The organism is Cryobacterium tepidiphilum (assembly GCF_003716325.1).
GTDB lineage: Bacteria > Actinomycetota > Actinomycetes > Actinomycetales > Microbacteriaceae > Cryobacterium > Cryobacterium tepidiphilum.
Genome location: NZ_RDSR01000013.1, coordinates 1 through 17,769 on the forward strand (window position 1 = coordinate 1; position 17,769 = coordinate 17,769).

15 protein-coding genes are annotated in these 17,769 nt (G+C 67.8%); all 15 read left to right on the forward strand.

The annotated features are described in order from the left end of the window. Positions 1-524: 524 nt before the first annotated feature. The 15 genes from rplJ (at position 525) to araA (ending at position 17,711) form a co-directional block, all read left to right on the forward strand. On the forward strand, positions 525-1,046 hold the full coding sequence (gene rplJ, locus EEJ31_RS08765; RefSeq protein WP_123045932.1) for a 50S ribosomal protein L10: 522 nt from the start codon (positions 525-527) through the stop codon (positions 1,044-1,046). A gap of 43 nt (positions 1,047-1,089) precedes the next feature. After that, a complete protein-coding gene (rplL, locus tag EEJ31_RS08770; protein ID WP_123045933.1) occupies positions 1,090-1,473 on the forward strand; it encodes a 50S ribosomal protein L7/L12 in 384 nt (127 codons plus the stop codon). A 323-nt stretch (positions 1,474-1,796) separates the two neighbouring features. Next, the gene (locus EEJ31_RS13885; protein WP_158603934.1) at positions 1,797-1,949 is read left to right on the forward strand and encodes a hypothetical protein; all 153 of its coding nucleotides are present in this window, start codon (positions 1,797-1,799) and stop codon (positions 1,947-1,949) included. A gap of 81 nt (positions 1,950-2,030) precedes the next feature. Beyond that, a complete protein-coding gene (locus tag EEJ31_RS08775; protein ID WP_123045934.1) occupies positions 2,031-2,471 on the forward strand; it encodes a MarR family winged helix-turn-helix transcriptional regulator in 441 nt (146 codons plus the stop codon). After that, positions 2,468-3,706 (forward strand): MFS transporter, encoded by a 1,239-nt coding sequence (locus tag EEJ31_RS08780; RefSeq protein WP_123045935.1) that lies wholly within the window; start codon positions 2,468-2,470, stop codon positions 3,704-3,706. Before EEJ31_RS08775 ends, EEJ31_RS08780 begins: the two co-directional genes overlap by 4 nt. A 178-nt stretch (positions 3,707-3,884) precedes the next feature. Continuing rightward, a complete protein-coding gene (locus EEJ31_RS08785; protein WP_123045936.1) occupies positions 3,885-5,219 on the forward strand; it encodes an ABC transporter substrate-binding protein in 1,335 nt (444 codons plus the stop codon). 24 nt (positions 5,220-5,243) lie between these two features. Further along, positions 5,244-6,608 (forward strand): ABC transporter permease subunit, encoded by a 1,365-nt coding sequence (locus EEJ31_RS08790; RefSeq protein ID WP_123045937.1) that lies wholly within the window; start codon positions 5,244-5,246, stop codon positions 6,606-6,608. Beyond that, complete coding sequence (locus tag EEJ31_RS08795) at positions 6,605-7,486, forward strand: carbohydrate ABC transporter permease (protein ID WP_123045938.1); 882 nt, start codon at positions 6,605-6,607, stop codon at positions 7,484-7,486. The genes EEJ31_RS08790 and EEJ31_RS08795 overlap by 4 nt, the downstream gene beginning before the upstream one ends. A 154-nt stretch (positions 7,487-7,640) precedes the next feature. Continuing rightward, on the forward strand, positions 7,641-9,518 hold the full coding sequence (locus tag EEJ31_RS08800; protein ID WP_407643226.1) for an ABC transporter ATP-binding protein: 1,878 nt from the start codon (positions 7,641-7,643) through the stop codon (positions 9,516-9,518). Between the two features lie 118 nt (positions 9,519-9,636). Further along, the gene (locus EEJ31_RS08805; protein WP_123045940.1) at positions 9,637-11,001 is read left to right on the forward strand and encodes a cystathionine beta-synthase; all 1,365 of its coding nucleotides are present in this window, start codon (positions 9,637-9,639) and stop codon (positions 10,999-11,001) included. Between the two features lie 70 nt (positions 11,002-11,071). After that, positions 11,072-12,220 (forward strand): cystathionine gamma-synthase, encoded by a 1,149-nt coding sequence (locus EEJ31_RS08810; protein WP_123045941.1) that lies wholly within the window; start codon positions 11,072-11,074, stop codon positions 12,218-12,220. Between the two features lie 127 nt (positions 12,221-12,347). Further along, entirely contained in the window at positions 12,348-13,373 is a 1,026-nt protein-coding gene (locus EEJ31_RS08815; RefSeq protein ID WP_123045942.1) for a LacI family DNA-binding transcriptional regulator, read from the forward strand. Between the two features lie 365 nt (positions 13,374-13,738). Further along, a complete protein-coding gene (gene araB / locus EEJ31_RS08820) occupies positions 13,739-15,487 on the forward strand; it encodes a ribulokinase (RefSeq protein ID WP_233563814.1) in 1,749 nt (582 codons plus the stop codon). Next, positions 15,484-16,194, forward strand: a complete 711-nt coding sequence (locus EEJ31_RS08825; RefSeq protein WP_123045944.1) for an L-ribulose-5-phosphate 4-epimerase — start codon at positions 15,484-15,486, stop codon at positions 16,192-16,194. The genes araB and EEJ31_RS08825 overlap by 4 nt, the downstream gene beginning before the upstream one ends. Continuing rightward, complete coding sequence (gene araA, locus EEJ31_RS08830) at positions 16,194-17,711, forward strand: L-arabinose isomerase (RefSeq protein ID WP_123045945.1); 1,518 nt, start codon at positions 16,194-16,196, stop codon at positions 17,709-17,711. The genes EEJ31_RS08825 and araA overlap by 1 nt, the downstream gene beginning before the upstream one ends. The last annotated feature ends 58 nt before the right edge of the window (positions 17,712-17,769 follow it).

Here is a 17,769-nt window from a genome sequence, read left to right on the forward strand (position 1 = left end):
CGTCGCGTGCGCCCGCGCTCCTGCGTCGCGTGGGCCCGCGCTCCGCTCCGGCGTGGGGTTCAGGAAGCCGGCGTGCGTTGTACCGCGAGCCGTCTTCCCAAACCCAAGCCGCAACGGATGCCGCGCCTCGCGTCGCGTGGGCCCGCGCCCCGCTCCGGCGTGGGGTTCAGGAAGCCGGCGTGCGTTGTGCCGCGAGCCGTCTTCCTAAACGCAAGCCGCAACGGATGCGACCGCGCCTTCGACGGGACACCCGGGATCACGCGGATCGAACCCGCCGACCTCGCGGCGACCTGACCGATTTGCGTGGCGGGTGCGGCATCCGTTAGTTTGTATGAAAGCCAAAGACCGCCGGTTATTGCCGTGCGCAGAAATGCCACAGTGATCGAAGGTTCATTCACGTGAACGGCCTGCGCAGGTGTTCGAAGTCATAAGCGGTGAAATCCGCCTCAGCTCCGGCCCTGCGCTGGAGCTTTTTTCATGTCTGCGCCAAGGGCTACCGGCAAACAAAGATCAAGAGGAGCGCCATGGCGAACAAGGAAGCATCGGTCGCCGAGCTTACGGAGAAATTCCAGAGCTCGACCGCCGTTCTGCTCACCGAGTACCGCGGACTCACTGTTGCCCAGCTCAAGCAGCTGCGCAAGGACATCAGTGGGGACGCCACGTACGCCGTGGTAAAGAACACGCTGACCAAGATTGCGGCGAACAACGCCGGCATCACGTCGTTCGACGACGAGCTTGCCGGACCGTCCGCCATCGCTTTCGTGCACGGTGACCCTGTCGCCGTCGCGAAGAGCCTGCGTGCCTTTGCCAAGGCAAACCCTCTCCTGGTGGTCAAGGGCGGTTACTTCGACGGTAACCCGCTCTCCGCCGCAGAGGTAGGCAAGCTCGCCGACCTCGAGTCCCGCGAAGTTCTGCTCGGCAAGCTTGCCGGCGCCTTCAAGGCCTCGCTGTTCGGAGCCGCATATCTGTTCAACGCACCGCTGTCGAAGGCCGTTCGCACGGTCGACGCGCTGCGTGAGAAGCAGGAGTCCGCGAACCAGGCGTAGCCCGGTACCGCGGTGAGTAACTAAGAAAACTAAGGAGAAAATCATGGCAAAGCTGTCAACTGAAGAACTGCTCGAGCAGTTCAAGGGCCTCACCCTCATCGAGCTCAGCGAGTTCGTCAAGGCATTCGAGGAGACCTTCGAGGTCACCGCCGCCGCTCCGGTTGCTGTCGCAGCCGCCGGTGGGCCCGCCGCCCCCGCCGAAGAGGTCGAGGAGAAGGACTCGTTCGACGTCGTCCTCGAGTCGGTCGGCGACAAGAAGATCCAGGTCATCAAGGTTGTGCGCGAGCTCACCAGCCTCGGCCTGGGCGAAGCCAAGGCTGTCGTCGACGGTGCCCCCAAGGCCGTCCTCGAAGGTGCCAACAAGGAGACCGCCGACAAGGCGAAGGCTGCCCTCGAAGAGGCAGGCGCAACCGTCACCCTCAAGTAGTAGCGCCCCGCAAGGGGTTCTCACTTGTGGTTGACCGGCGCTTGTCGCTCGAGTTCACCAACGCTGTGAACGCGGTTTCCTTGGGCTGAGGCTTTCGAGCCTCTTCCCGAGTATTCCGCGTTCCGAGGGCGTCGCCCCCGTAACGGGGTGACGCCCTCGCGGCGTTTAAGCCCCGGCTGCGAAGCGTTTCGATTCTCTGACCCAGCGGATGCTCGGTACCGGCCACGTGGCATCCGTCACGTGGTTCATACCCAGTGTCCCTCCGGCGCGCCCTGGCGCGCCGGCACGTGCAACGGGGCACGAGTCGGAAATGAATCGAACACATGAACAAGCAATCGATCGGGCGGCGAATCGCCCGCTTCCTGCTGCGGCTCATCGCTGCGGCGACCACCACGCGGGTGGAGGTCACGGATGCCGCCCACCCGCCCTGTATGGAGCCGGTGCAGCACTCCATGGGAGTGAACTGGATCCGGTGACCGTCGCGGCCCCGGTCGGAGAAATCCGGCCGGGGCCGCTTTTCGGACACATATATAGCTGCGCTATGTATAATTGCGGGAGTGACCACTGATCTGCACCAACTGCTCGGCGACCTGTTCGCCGTCAGCCACCGGCTCACCCGGGTGGCAGCCCGCGCCGCGGGTGGCAAGGAGTCACCGGCCGTCTGGCGCACGCTCAGCGTGCTGTCGAGCACGGGCCCGATGCGCCTCGGGGAACTCGCCGAGTTGAGCCGGGTCTCCCAGCCCACGGCCACCAACCTCGTCGCCACCCTCGCGGCGCGTGGCTGGGTGGAACGGCAGGCGGATGCCGGCGACGCGCGCGTCAGCGTCATCCAGGTCACCGTGGCCGGTGAGGAGGCACTCGCTGGCTGGCGCAGCGCCTTGGCCACTGCCATGCTCCCGCTGTTCTCCAGCCTTCCCGAGTCGGATCTCGAGACGCTGGAGCGAGCCGTCACCATCATGCGCGAACGCGTCGTCAATGAAAGAGGAATCACGTCATGAGTCACCAACCCGCGGGCGGCAACATCCTGCAGCAGCCGAAGGCGGTGTGGGCCGTCGCCTTCGCCTGCGTCGTCGCGTTCATGGGCATCGGCCTCGTCGACCCGATCCTTCCCGCGATCGCGAAGGAGCTGGAGGCATCCGCTGCCCAGACGGAACTGCTCTTCACCAGCTACCTCGTGATCACCGGTGTGGCGATGTTCTTCACGAGCTGGCTCTCGAGCCGCATCGGCGCCAAGAAGACGCTGCTCATCGGGCTCGCGCTGATCGTGCTGTTCGCCCTGTTCGCGGGCCTGGCCGGCGACGTCGAGTCGATCATCGGGTTCCGCGCCGGCTGGGGCCTCGGCAACGCCCTCTTCATCTCGACGGCACTCGCCACGATCGTGGGCGCCGCGTCGGGCGGCACCTCGTCGGCCATCATCCTCTACGAGGCGGCCCTGGGGATCGGCCTCGCGATCGGCCCGCTCGCGGGCGGACTGCTCGGAACGCTGAGCTGGCGCGGCCCGTTCTTCGGCACCGCGGTGCTCATGGCCGTCGGATTCATCGCCATCGTCACCCTGCTGAAGACCGAGGGCGCGAAGCCCACGCCGAGCCCGATCTCCGCGCCGTTCCGCGCGCTGGCCCGCCCGGCGCTCGGATTCCTCGCCGCCACCGCCGTCTTCTACAACTTCGGGTTCTTCACCCTGCTGGCCTACACGCCGTTCGCGCTCGTGCCCCTCGGGCTCTCCAGTGCCATCACGCTCGGCTTCATCTTCTTCGGCTGGGGCGTCTCGGTCGCCATCACGTCGGTGTGGGTCGCGCCCATTCTGACCAGGCGGATGCCGCGCACCACCGTTCTCTCGGTCATTCTGCCGCTCCTGGCCGCCGACCTCCTCGCTCTCGCGCTGCTCGTGCACTCCGCCGTCGGGCTGATCGTCTCGGTCATCGTCGGCGGCATGCTCCTCGGCATCCTGAACACGGTCCTCACCGAGACCGTGATGGAGGCCACCGACCTGCCGCGCTCGGTCGCGTCGTCGGCCTATTCCGGCGTGCGGTTCCTGGGCGGCGCGATCGCTCCGCCGGTGGCGGCGCTGCTCGCCGACGTCGTCTCGCCGTCGATGCCGTTCTATGCGGGGGCCATCGCCGTCGTCATCGCCACGGGGCTCATCGTCGTCGGTCGCAAGCACCTGAAGCGTGCCGACGGCCTGACAGAGACTCCCATCGAGGAGGCGGAGGCGATCAGCGTCGGCGACAGCTGACATCCGTCCGCACGCAACAGCATTGCGTGCACGGAGTCGGTGACGGCGGGACACGATTGCATAACGTCCCGTCCACAGCCGAAAAAGAGGCGTTGCCAACCACGGACGCGCGGGGGTACGTTGCGAAGAGGGTCGGTCCTCCGGCAGGGGGACGATCACAACTCGACGTGGAGGAAATATGGCACTCACACAGCATCGCCGCCTACTCGCATCACTCACCGTGATCGGATCGGCGGCCCTCGTGCTCACCGGATGCACCAACAGCGGCGGGGGAGGTGGCGGCGGCAGCACCGAGAGCTCGGGAGGCGGGGGCGGCTCCCAGTTCGACGGCACGACCCTTGAGGTTGCCGCAGCCTGGACAGGCGCCGAGCAGGCGAACTTCGAGAAGATCCTCAAGAAGTTCGAGGAGGACACCGGAGCGAAGGTGAACTACACGAGCTTCGGCGACAAGGCCGCGACCACCCTCGGCACGCAGATCGAAGGCGGCAGCCCGCCCAACGTGGCGCTTCTCGCGCAGCCGGCGCTCCTGCAGCAGCTCGCCAAGGACGGCAACCTGAAGCCGCTGAGCGACGAGGTACTCGACGTCGTGAAGCAGAACTACTCGCAGAGCTGGATCGACCTCGGTTCGGTGGACGGCAAGACGTACGGCGTCTGGTTCAAGGGGTCCAACAAGTCCACCGTCTGGTACAACAAGGACATCTACGACGGCGCGGGCGCCACGGTTCCCGAGGACTGGGACGGATTCCTGAAGCAGCTGCAGCTGATCTCGGACTCGGGCTACGCGGGCATCTCGATCGGCGCTGACGTCGGCTGGCCGCTCACGGACTGGTTCGAGAACGTCTACCTCCGCACCGCCGGGGGCGAGAAGTACGACCAGCTGACCAACCACGAGATCCCCTGGACCGACCCGTCGGTCGAGGAGGCGCTCAAGGTGCTGCAGACGCTCTGGGGCAACAAAGCCCTGATCGAAGACGGGGCGGCGCAGCGCACCTTCCCTGAGTCGGTCACCGAGGTGTTCGGCGCCGACCCGAAGGCCGGCACGGTGTACGAAGGTGACTTCGTCGCCGGGAACATCGCGGACGACGGCAACTCGACGGTGGGCAAGAACGCATTGTTCTACAACTTCCCCGCGATCAACGGTTCCGGACCGGCCGTGGTCGGCGGCGGTGACGCGGCTGTCGCCTTCACCGATGACGACGCGACCAACGCCCTCATGAAGTTCCTGGCCTCGCCCGAGTCGGCCGAGATCTGGGTTCCGGAAGGCGGCCTGACCTCGCCGAACAAGTCGGTCGACACGTCGCTGTACCCCGACGCGATCTCCAAGCAGATCGCCGAGGCGCTCACCGGCGCTGAGACGTTCCGATTCGACATGTCCGACCTGACGCCGAGCGCCTTCGGCGGCACGGAGGGTCAGGGCTTCTGGCAGATCATGATCAAGTTCCTGCAGGACCCGAGCGACATCTCAGGGACCCAGCAGGCACTGGAGGATGCTGCGAAGGCAGCCTACAAGTAACCCCCTTTCGAACGGAGTGGCTTCATGACTGACTCAGCGGTTGCTCCGGTCGGGATGGACCGTGGGGAGGGCGGCGAAGGCCGTCCTTCCCACGGTGCCTCACGTCGCCGGACGTTCTTCATCGCGCTCGGATTCCTCGCGCCCGCACTCGTGCTCCTCGGCGCGTTGCTGCTGTACCCGATCGTCTACACCGTCATCCGCTCGTTTTTCAGCGCGGACGGCGGCCAGTTCACCGGCTTCGACAATTACGTGACGATGTTCACGAACGACTCCACGTTCACGGCGATCCGCAACAACATCATCTGGGTGATCGTCGCGCCGATCGCCTGCACGGTGCTCGGCCTGATCTTCGCCGTGCTGCTCGACAAGATCAAGTGGTCAACGGCTTTCAAGCTGATCATCTTCATGCCCATGGCCATTTCCATGCTGGCCGCGGGCGTGATCTTCCGCACGATGTTCCAGGAGAACCCGAACCTCGGCGTCGTCAACGCCGCGCTGGTCGGCATCAACAGTGTCTTCGGCGACGACGCGGCCTACCCGGGAGCGAACGTGCGGCCGAAGACCGGTCTCGCCGGCGAGCACGGCATCATCCGGAGCGAGCAGGCGATCGAGACGGGCGGAGAGATGAACTTCCCGCTCGTCGGGATCCGTCCCGACACCGTCCCGGAGGCGGCGAAGCCCGCCGAGCAGGCGCAGAGCGCCGACGCAGACCAGATCACCGGCACCGTCTGGCTCGACTTCGTGAAGGGCGGGGGTGGCGTCAACGGCGAGATCGGTGCGAACAAGCCCGGGCTTCCCGGCGTGCGGGTCGACGCCGTGGCCGAGGACGGCACGATCGCGGGCCACGCCCAGACCGACGACACCGGTCGCTACGTCATCGACGGGCTCAAGCAGGGCAGCTATACGGTCGCCCTGCCCGCGGCCAACTTCGACGAGGGCTATCAGGGTGTGTCGTGGCTCAGCTCCACGTTCATCACCGGCGTCGTCATCCTGTCCTACATCTGGATCTGGGCCGGGTTCGCGATGGTGATGATCGCATCCGGCCTGTCGGCCATGGACCGCTCGCTGCAGGAAGCGGCTCGCATGGACGGGGCGAACGAGTGGCAGGTGTTCCGCAGGATCACCGCGCCGCTGCTGTCACCGGTGATCATCGTCGTCTTCGTCACGCTCATCATCAACGTCCTGAAGATCTTCGATTTGGTCTACGTCATACCGCCCGGCGCATCGAAACCGGCGGCGAACGTCATCGCCGTGGAGATGTGGCGGGTGTCGTTCGGCGGCGGCAGCAACCAGGGACTGGGAAGCGCGCTCGCGATCCTACTGCTCCTGCTGGTGCTGCCCTCCATGATCATCAACGTGAAGCGATTCCGCGAGGAGAGGCAGCGATGACCAGCGAACTCACGATCGTGCGGGGGAAGCGGACCGTCGGCCAGCGCATCCTCGATTTCTTCAGCCGCTCCGTCGTCAATGTCGTCCTGGTGATCGTGGCGTTGTTCTGGCTGGTGCCGTCGGTCGGACTGTTCCTCGCGTCGCTCCGCACCTCGGGCGCGAGCGCCTCCTCCGGGTGGTGGACGGTCTTCGTCAAGCCGACGCAGCTGACCCTCGAGAACTACGCCAACCTGCTGTCGAATCCCACCATCACCGGGTCGTTCTGGAACACGATCATGATCGCCGTGCCGGTGACCTTCCTGGTGGTGATCATCGGGGCACTCGCCGGGTACGCGTTCGCGTGGATGGAATTCCCCGGCCGGGACTGGCTTCTCATTGCCGTCATCGTCCTGCTCGCGGTGCCGATCCAGGTAGCCCTCATCCCGTTGGCGCGGCTTTTCGGCGCCATCGGCATCTTCGGGTCGCTCTTCGGCGTGATCCTCTTCCACGTGGCGTTCGGCCTGCCCTTCGCGATCTTCCTGCTTCGCAACTTCTTCACGCAGGTGCCGTCGGAGCTGCTGGAGGCCGCGCGCCTGGACGGCGCGAGCGACTGGCGCATCTTCGTGCAGGTCATCCTGCCGCTTGGCGTGCCGGCCATCGCCTCCCTGGCGATCTTCCAGTTCCTGTGGACCTGGAACGACATGCTCGTGGCGCTGATCTTCACGAACTCCGAGTCGCAACCCCTCACGGTGGCGATCCAGAGCCAGTTGCGCCAGTTCGGGTCGAACATCGACGTGCTCTCCTCTGGCGCGTTCCTGTCGATGATCGTGCCGCTGATCGTGTTCTTCGCCTTCCAGCGCTACTTCGTGACGGCGCTGCTCGCCGGCTCCCAGCGCTGACCCCACCCCGCCCCGCCCCCCTGCCCGCCCCCTCCGCCCGCGTCCCTGTCCCGAATTCAGCGCCCCTGGGACGCTGAATTCGGAACGGGGAGGAGGGAGCAGGAGCGGGAGGCGGGGGAGGGACGGTGCACCCGCTTAGAGTGAACGTATGAGCATGCATGGCGGCGGAGGCGGCGGCCGCAACCGTGTCAGCGGCGCGGACCGGCAGGCGCAGAAGGCACAGAATGCGGCGGCCCCGCGCATCCCGCACCTGCTCCGACGCATCTCCGAACTCTTCGCCGGCCACAAGGTGGCCCTCGCCATCACGGTGGTGCTCGTCCTCATCGGTGCCGCGCTCAGCGTCGTGCCACCCCTGCTGACGCAGCGCGCGTTCGACGAGGGCCTCTTCCCGCCCTCGGGCGGCCCGAACCTACCGCGCCTGGCCACCCTCGTGGGCCTGATGCTCGCCGTGTACATCGGGTCGGCGCTGCTCGGCGTCTGGCAGACCTGGCTCACCGCGACGGTGGGCAACAAGGTGATGGGCGCCCTCCGCGTGCGCCTCTTCACTCACCTGCAGTCCATGGAACTGAGCTTCTTCACCCGCACCAAGACGGGCGTCATCCAGTCCCGGCTCCAGAACGACGTCGGCGGCGTGGCGAGCGTGCTTACCAACACCATTTCAAGCGTGCTCGGCAACACCGTCACTGTGATCGCCGCCTTCGTCGCGATGCTGCTGCTCAACTGGCAGCTCACGATCGTCGCCCTCATCCTCATGCCGATCCTCGTCATCGCGCAGCGTCGCGTCGGGCAGGTGCGGGCGCGGATCGCGACGAAGACGCAGGAGTCCCTCTCCGACATGACCGCCATCACCCAGGAGACCCTCTCGGTGTCGGGCATCCTGCTCTCGAAGAGCTTCACAAGGCAGAAGGCCGAGATCGGGCGGTACGCCGACGAGAACGCGAACCAGATCCGCCTGCAGGTGAGTCAGCAGATGAGCGGGCAGACCTTCTTCGCCCTGGTCAGCATCTTCCTCTCCAGCATCCCGGCGATCGTCTACCTGGTCGCCGGCTGGCTGCTCCTGGGCGGTACGACGGACGTGACACCGGGCACGATCGTCGCCTTCACGACCGTGCAGGCGCGGATGCTGTTCCCGCTGCTCGGGCTCATGCGCGTCGCGCTCGACCTGCAGACCTCCAGCGCCCTGTTCGCCCGGATCTTCGAGTACCTCGACCTCCAGCCGGCCATCACCGATCGGCCGGACGCCGTCGCGCTCGCCGCCGAGGGCCAGGTCGCCCGCGCCGGCGTCACCTTCGACCACGTCACCTTCCGCTACCCGGATGCCCCGGAGGAATCCCGCCCCACCCTCGACGACGTCTCGTTCCGCATCGAACCCGGCCAGTTCGCCGCCTTCGTCGGCCCCTCGGGAGCCGGCAAGACCACCGTCTCCTACCTGGTGCCCCGCTTCTACGAGGTCGCCGCCGGCCGCGTGCTCTTCGGCGGCATCGACGTGCGCGACCTCAAACAGGAATCGCTGGTCTCGCACATCGGCATCGTCAGCCAGGAGACGTACCTCTTCCACGCCACGATCGCCGAGAACCTGCGCTATGCCAAGCCCGAGGCAACGGATGCCGAGCTCGAGGCAGCCGCTCGCGCCGCCAACATCCACCAGACGATCGCGTCCTTCCCCGAGCAGTACCAGACGGTGGTCGGTGAGCGCGGCTACCGGCTCTCCGGCGGCGAGAAGCAGCGCATCGCCATCGCCCGGGTGCTCCTGAAAGACCCGGAGGTGCTCATCCTCGATGAGGCGACCAGCGCCCTCGACGCGATCTCGGAGCGCGTCGTGCAGGCCGCCCTCGATACCGCCTCGCGCGGGCGCACCACCATCGCCATTGCGCACCGGCTCTCCACCGTGGTCGGCGCCGACGTGATCTTCGTCGTCGACGCCGGGCGCATCGTGGAGCACGGCACGCACGCCGAGCTGCTGGAGCGGGACGGCACCTACGCCCGGCTCTACTCGGAGCAGGTCACGTCGTCGTCACTGGCCGCCGAGTAGGCGCGCGCATCCGCTGTCGCGGGGGTGGCGTCACGAGCGCAGCGGATGCCACGGCGCCGCTCCCATAGGCGGCCCGCCGTGGCCGCCGGGTAGAGTTGAGCCGTACTTAAGGGGCCCAATGAAGATCGCACAGAACATCCTCGAGCTCATCGGCGACACCCCGCTGGTCAGGCTCAACCACGTGACCGACGGCGTCGCCGCCACCGTGCTCGTGAAGCTCGAATACCTGAACCCGGGCGGATCGGCGAAGGACCGCATCGCCACGCGCATCATCGATGCCGCCGAGCGCGACGGCTCGTTGAAGCCGGGCGGCACGATCGTGGAGCCCACCTCGGGCAACACCGGAGTCGGCCTCGCGCTCGTCGCCCAGCAGCGGGGTTACCAGTGCGTCTTCGTATTGCCCGACAAGGTGGGGGAGGACAAGCGCAACGTGCTCACCGCGTACGGCGCGAAGATCGTGGTGACGCCGACATCCGTTGCCCCTGACGACCCCGAGTCGTACTACAGCGTGTCGGACCGCCTGGCACGGGAGATCCCCGGCGCGTTCAAGCCCAACCAGTACGCCAACCCGAACGGGCCGCTCAGCCACTACGAGACCACCGGGCCCGAGATCTGGCGCGACACCGACGGCACGATCACGCACTTCGTGGCGGGCGTCGGCACGGGCGGCACGATCAGCGGCACCGGCCGGTACCTGAAGGAGGTGTCGGAGGGCCGCGTGCGCATCGTCGGCGCCGACCCGGAAGGCTCGGTGTACTCGGGCGGCACCGGGCGCCCCTACCTCGTCGAGGGCGTCGGCGAGGACTTCTGGCCCGGCGCTTACGACCCCTCGGTCGTCGACGAGGTGATCGCCGTCTCCGACGCCGACTCGTTCGCCATGACCCGGCGGCTCGCCCTCGAGGAGGGCATCCTCGTGGGCGGCTCGAGCGGCATGGCGGTGGTCGCGGCCCTGCGCGCGGCCGCCGACCTCAGCGCCGACGACACCGTCGTGGTGCTGCTGCCCGACGGCGGGCGCGGCTACCTCGGCAAGATCTTCAACGACGGATGGATGGACCGTTACGGCTTCTCCGCCGCCTCAGACGGGCCGACGGTGGCTGACCTCCTCGGCGCCAAGTCCGACGCGTCGCCCGCGTTCGTCTACGTGCACCCCGGCGACACAATCCGCGACGCGATCGAGACGATGACCTCGCACGGGGTCTCGCAGGTGCTCGTGCTGAGCGCGAAGCCGCCCGTGGTGATGGGCGAGGTGCTCGGTTCGGTCAACGCGCAGCGCCTCCTGTCGCTGGTGTTCGCCGGCGACGCGCAGCCGACCGACACCGTGGCCAGCGTGATCGGGGAGGCGCTGCCGCTCGTCGGCGCGAACGAGCCGGTCTCCGCCGCGCAGGCCGCGTTCGCCGAACACGACGCGCTGCTCGTGGCCGACGGAGGCAAACCGCTGGGCGTCGTCACTCGCCACGATCTGCTCAACTACCTGAGCGCCTGACATCCGCTTCACTCACCGATCAAGACGCACGACGCCGTAGCGCCCGCGCCAGCCAGAACAGGGGAATTGCATGGACCAGAACTTCGACACCGTCGCCATCCACGCCGGGCAGGACTTCGACCCCACGACCGGCGCCGTCATTCCGCCGATCTACCAGACGTCGACCTTCGTGCAGGACGGCATCGGCGGGCTTCGCGGCGGGTACGAGTACGGCCGCGCCGGCAACCCCACCCGTGATTCCCTGCAGACCCTGCTCGCCGCGCTCGAGGGCGGCAAGCACGCGCTGTCGTTCTCCAGCGGGCTCGCCGCGGAGGACTCCCTGCTGCGTGCCGCGCTCACTCCCGGCGATCACATCGTGGTGGGCAACGACGTGTACGGCGGCACCCACCGACTGATCGAGAAGGTGCACGGGCCGTGGGGCATCGCGAACACCGTCGTCGACATGTCGGACCTCGCGGCCGTCGAGCAGGCGATCCGCCCCGGCGAGACGAAGTTGCTCTGGGTGGAGACCCCGAGCAATCCGATGATGAAGATCAGCGACATCGCCGCGCTCGCCGAACTCGGCCACCGTCACGGGCTCACGGTCGTCGTCGACAACACCTTCGCCTCGCCAGCGCTGCAGCAGCCGCTCGCGCTCGGCGCCGACGTCGTCGTGCACTCCACCACCAAGTACCTGGGCGGGCACTCCGACGTGATCGGCGGCGCCCTCATCCTGAACGACGACGAGCTGGCCGAGAAGGCGAAGTTCCTGCAGTTCGCCGCCGGCCCGGTATCGGCGCCGTTCGACGCCTGGCTCACCATCCGCGGCATCAAGACCCTGGCGGTACGGATGCAGCGCCACTGCGAGAACGCGCAGGCGATCGCCGAGCACCTGGCGGGGCATCCGTCGCTCGACGCCGTCTACTACCCGGGCCTGCCCGGCCACCCCGGGCACGATCTCGCCGCCCGGCAGATGCGCGGCTTCGGCGGCATGCTCTCTCTCGCCTTCGCCGGGGGAGAGCAGGCTGCACGCACGTTCGCCGAGTCGACCGAGCTGTTCCAGCTGGCCGAGTCGCTCGGCGGGGTGGAGTCGCTCGTGAACTACCCGTCGGAGATGACCCATGCCTCGGTGCGCGGCACCGAGCTCGAGGTGCCTGTGAACGTGGTGCGCCTCTCGGTGGGCATCGAAGACGCCGCCGACCTCATCGCCGATCTCGACCGGGCGCTCGCCAGGCTCTGACCCTCGGCGCATGGGGCCTGCTGCTGTCACGCCCTTCCCCGATGTGACTGTCACATTCAGGCGCAGTGTGCATAATTAGAGCTGTGCTCGACAATGTGACCGTGCACATTCCGAGTGAGGCCGCCGAATGACAACGGATACGTCCAAGGGCCGTGCGCCCAGCATCCGTGATGTCGCGCGCCTGGCCGGTGTCTCGCACCAGACCGTGTCGCGCGTGCTCAACGACCACCCAAGCATCCGCGACTCGACCAAGGCGCGCGTGCAGCAGGTCATGGACGAGCTGCAATACCGGCCCAACCGCGCCGCCCGCGCACTGGTCAAGGGGCGCTCGCGCACCATCGGCGTCATCTCCGCGTCGAGCACTCAGTACGGTCCCGCCAGCAGCATCGCGGCCATCCAGGACGCCTCCCGGGCCGCCGGCTACTACGTCAACACGGCCAACCTCACCTCCGTCGACCCCGCGTCGATCGAAGCGGCCGTCGAGCACCTCCTGGACCAGGCGGTCGAGGGCATGGTTGTGATGGCGCCGCAGTCACGGGTGTTCGACACCCTCGCCGAGATGTCGCTCGACATTCCGCTCGTCACCCTGCAGTCCACCGGCGTGCATCGTGAACGCGCGCTGTCGGTTGACCAGATCGCGGGTGCGCGGCTCGCCACCCGGCACCTCATCGAACTCGGCCACCGCGACATCTACCACCTCGCCGGCCCGCAGGACTGGATCGAGGCCGAGGCGCGCATGCGCGGCTTCCTCGAGGAGATGGGGGCGCAGGACGTGCCGACGACGGCGCCGATCCTCGGCGACTGGACCGCGAACTTCGGTTACCACGCGGGGCGGGAGCTGCTGCGGGTGCGTGACTTCACGGCGATCTTCTCCTCGAACGACCAGATGGCGCTCGGCCTGGTGCACGCGATCACCGAGTCGGGGCTCCGCGTGCCGCAGGATGTCAGCGTCATCGGTTTCGACGACGTGCCCGAGGCCGCGCACTTCTGGCCGCCGCTCACCACGGTGCGGCAGGACTTCCCCGAGCTCGGCCGGCGGTGCATCGCCCTGCTCCTCGCCGAGATCAACGGGGAGCCGTCCTCCGGGTACTCACGGTCCCTCCAGCCCGAGCTCGTGGTCCGCGCGAGCACCGCGCCGCCCTTCCGCCCGTAGCCCCCTCCGCCCCTTCGCGGGTGCTCTTCCGTCCTTCACCCCGCTTCGCGGGTGAGCACTTTTTGCGGGAATAGCGCGTCTATTCCCGCAAAAACTGCTCACTCGCGGCGGGGAAGCGGGGGCGGGGAGGGGCAGTTATGCAATCGAGATTTTTTGGTGGTTGACAGACGGCTTGCGGCTGCGGCTAACATAAGCTCAGTCAATGTGACCGTTCACATGGATCGGGTCCGGAGCGACATCCGTCAGCGCGAACCAGGTGCACACGTCACGTCGGCGCATCAGCACCAGTACGCAGCATTCGCACCAACGCAACATCCGTAGCAATGCCGGACCAGCGCATCCGATACGGACAAAGGAGTCGATTCGTGAGCACGAGCACCGCACCCCAGACGCCCGAAGTCGGAGGCCAGGGCGAGTCCTACGTCGTCGGCATCGACTACGGCACCCTCTCGGGCCGCGCCGTCGTCGTGCGGGTCTCCGACGGCGCGGAACTGGGCTCGGCGGTGCTGGAGTACCCCCACGGCGTGATGGACACGACCCTCGCCGCAACTGGCCGCCGGCTCCCGCCGGACTGGGCGCTTCAGGTGCCCCAGGACTACGTCGACGTGCTGAAGACCGCGGTGCCCGAGGCCGTGAAAGCAGCCGGCATCGACCCGGCCACCGTCGTCGGAGTGGGAACCGACTTCACCGCCTGCACCATGGTGCCGACCATCGCCGACGGCACGCCGCTGAACGAGCTTCCCGAGTTCGCCGACCGCCCGCACGCCTACGTCAAGCTCTGGAAGCACCACGCCGCCCAGCCGCAGGCCGATCGCATCAACGAGCTCGCCGCATCCCGAGGCGAGAGCTGGCTGCCGCGCTACGGCGGCCTCATCTCGAGCGAGTGGGAGTTCGCCAAGGGCCTGCAGCTGCTCGAGGAAGACGCCGAGCTCTACAACCGCATGGACCACTGGGTGGAAGCGGCCGACTGGATCGTCTGGCAGCTCACCGGTCGGTACGTGCGCAACGCCTGCACCGCCGGCTACAAGGGCATCTACCAGGACGGCCAATACCCGAGCGAGGAATTCCTCGGCGCCCTGAACCCTGACTTCGCGCGGTTCGCGAACGACAAGGTCGCGCACGAGATCCGCCAGCTGGGCGAGGCCGCCGGAACGCTGCGCGCCGAGGCCGCCGCATGGACCGGGCTTCCCGAGGGCATCGCCGTCGCCGTGGGCAATATCGACGCGCACGTCGTTGCCCCCGCCGCCCAGGCGGTCGACCCCGGCCAGATGGTCGCCATCATGGGCACCTCCACCTGCCACGTCATGAACTCCGACCTGCTCGCCGAGGTTCCCGGCATGTGCGGCGTGGTCGACGGTGGTATCGTCGCGGGCGGCTACGGCTACGAGGCCGGGCAGTCCGGCGTGGGCGACATCTTCGCCTGGTACGTGGGCAACCAGGTGCCGGCCCGCTACTTCGACGAGGCCGAGCAGGCCGGCGTCAGCGTGCACCAGTACCTCACCGACCTCGCCGCCGACGCCCCGGTCGGCGCCCACGGCCTCATCGCCCTCGATTGGCAGAGCGGCAATCGCTCGGTGCTCGTCGACCACGAGCTCTCGGGCGTGATCGTGGGCCAGACCCTGACCACGCGCGCCGAGGAGATCTACCGCGCCCTGCTCGAGGCCACCGCCTTCGGCGCCCGCACCATCATCGAAGCCTTCACCTCCTCGGGCGTGCCGGTCACCGAGTTCATCGTCGCGGGCGGCTTGCTGAAGAACCGCTTCCTCATGCAGACCTACAGCAACGTGCTGCGGATGCCCATCTCCACGATCGCGAGCGACCAGGGCTCTGCCCTCGGCTCCGCCATCCACGCCGCTGTCGCGGCCGGGGCCTATCCCGACGTGCGCGCCGCCGGCCAGGCCATGGGCAAGCTCAACAAGAACGTCTACACCCCCGACGACGAGGCAGCCGCGGCCTACGACCGCCTGTTCGAGGAATACACACTCCTGCACGACTACTTCGGCCGCGGCGCGAACGACGTCATGCACCGCCTCAAGGCCCTCAAGCGCGAGGCCTCCGGTGACACCGGCGAGACAACGGATGCCGGCACCGCCTTCGTCGAGGCCACCTCATGAGCAGCTATGGCCCCCAGGTCGAGGTCGCGATCGCGCGCGTGCGCGCCGATGTGGCCCGCCTGCACTCCGAACTCGTGCGCAACAACCTCGTCGTCTGGACCGGCGGCAACGTCTCCGGCCGCGTGCCCGGCGCGGACCTGTTCGTGATCAAGCCCAGCGGCGTCGAGTACCCCGACCTCGCGCCCGAGAACATGATCCTCTGCGACCTCGATGGCACCGTCATCCCGGGCACCCCCGGCTCGGAGCGGTCGCCGTCCAGCGACACCGCGGCCCACGCATACGTCTACCGGAATATGCCCGAGGTCGGCGGAGTCGTGCACACCCATTCCACCTACGCCACCGCCTGGGCGGCGCGCGGCGAGGCCATCCCGTGCGTCATCACCGCGATGGCCGACGAATTCGGCGGCGAGATCCCGATCGGCCCGTTCGCCATCATCGGCGACGACTCCATCGGGCGCGGCATCGTGCAGACCCTCACCGGACACCGATCCCGCGCGGTCCTCATGCAGAACCACGGCCCGTTCACGATCGGCAAGGACGCCCGCGACGCGGTCAAGGCCGCCGTCATGGTCGAAGACGTCGCCCGCACGGTGCACCTCGCGCGCCAGGCCGGCGAGGTCATCCCCATCCCGCAGGACGCCATCGACTCCCTCTTCGACCGCTACCAGAACGTCTACGGCCAGGCGCCGCAAGGAGTGATCCAGTAATGCCCAGACTCGCCACCACCCTCGACCAGTACGAGGTCTGGTTCCTCACCGGGAGCCAGAACCTCTACGGCGAGGAGACGCTGCGCCAGGTCGCCGAGCAGTCGCAGGAGATCGCCCGCACGCTCGGGGCATCCGCCGAGATCCCGGTGAAGATCGTCTGGAAGCCCGTGCTCACCGGCTCTGACGCCATCCGCCGCGCCATGCTCGACGCCAACGCCGCCGACAACGTCATCGGCCTCGTCGCGTGGATGCACACGTTCTCGCCGGCGAAGATGTGGATCGCCGGTCTCGACATCCTCGCCAAGCCGCTGCTGCACCTGCACACCCAGGCGAACGTCGAGCTGCCCTGGTCGAGCATCGACATGGACTTCATGAACCTCAACCAGGCCGCGCACGGCGACCGCGAGTTCGGGTACATCCAGACGCGCCTGGGCGTGGCGCGCAAGACCGTCGTCGGGCACGCAACGGATGCCCGGGTCACCGGCGAGATCGGCACCTGGATGCGCGCCGCGGCCGGCTGGGCCGCCTCACACACCCTCAAGCTCGCCCGCTTCGGCGACAACATGCGCTACGTGGCCGTCACCGAGGGCGACAAGACCGAGGCCGAGCTCCGGTTCGGCGTGCAGGTGAACACCTGGGGCGTCACCGAGCTGGCGGATGCCGTGCACGCCGCCTCCGACGCCGACATCGACGCGCTCGTGGCCGAGTACGACGAGCTCTACACGGTCGCTCCCGAGCTTCGGAAGGGCGGCGACCGGCACGACTCGCTGCGCTACGGGGCCGCCATCGAGCTGGGGCTCCGCTCCTTCCTCGAGGAGGGCGGATTCGGCGCGTTCACGACGAGTTTCGAGGACCTGGGCTCACTCCGGCAGCTGCCCGGCCTCGCGGTGCAGCGGCTCATGGCCGAGGGTTACGGTTTCGGCGCGGAAGGTGACTGGAAGACATCCGTTCTCGTGCGCATCGCGGCCGTCATGGGGGCCGGCCTGCCCGGCGGGGCGAGCCTCATGGAGGACTACACCTACAACATGGTCCCCGGGCAGGAGCTGATCCTCGGGGCGCACATGCTCGAGGTGAGCCCGGCGCTGTCCAGCGCGAAGGCGAGCCTGGAGATCCACCCGCTCGGCATCGGCGGCAAGGAGGACCCGGTGCGCCTGGTCTTCACGGCCGACCCCGGGCCCGCGGTCGTCGTCGCCCTGTCCGACATGCGCGACCGGTTCCGCCTGGTGGCGAACGTCGTCGAGGTGGTCGACCCGACCGAGGACCTGCCGAACCTGCCCGTGGGTCGTGCCGTCTGGCGCCCGCAACCGGACTTCGCCACCTCCGCTGCCGCCTGGCTGACCGCCGGGGCGGCCCACCACACCGTGATGTCGACCTCGGTCGGCGTCGACGTGTTCCGCGATTTCGCCGAGATGGCTCGCACCGAGCTTCTCGTGATCGATGAGACCACGAACCTGCGCGACTTCACGCGCGAGGTCCGTTGGAACCAGGCCTACTACCGATTGGCACAAGGCCTGTAATCACCAATTTCGCACGACCCGAATCGACACCACCGTCGAAACAGAAGAAATGAAAGGA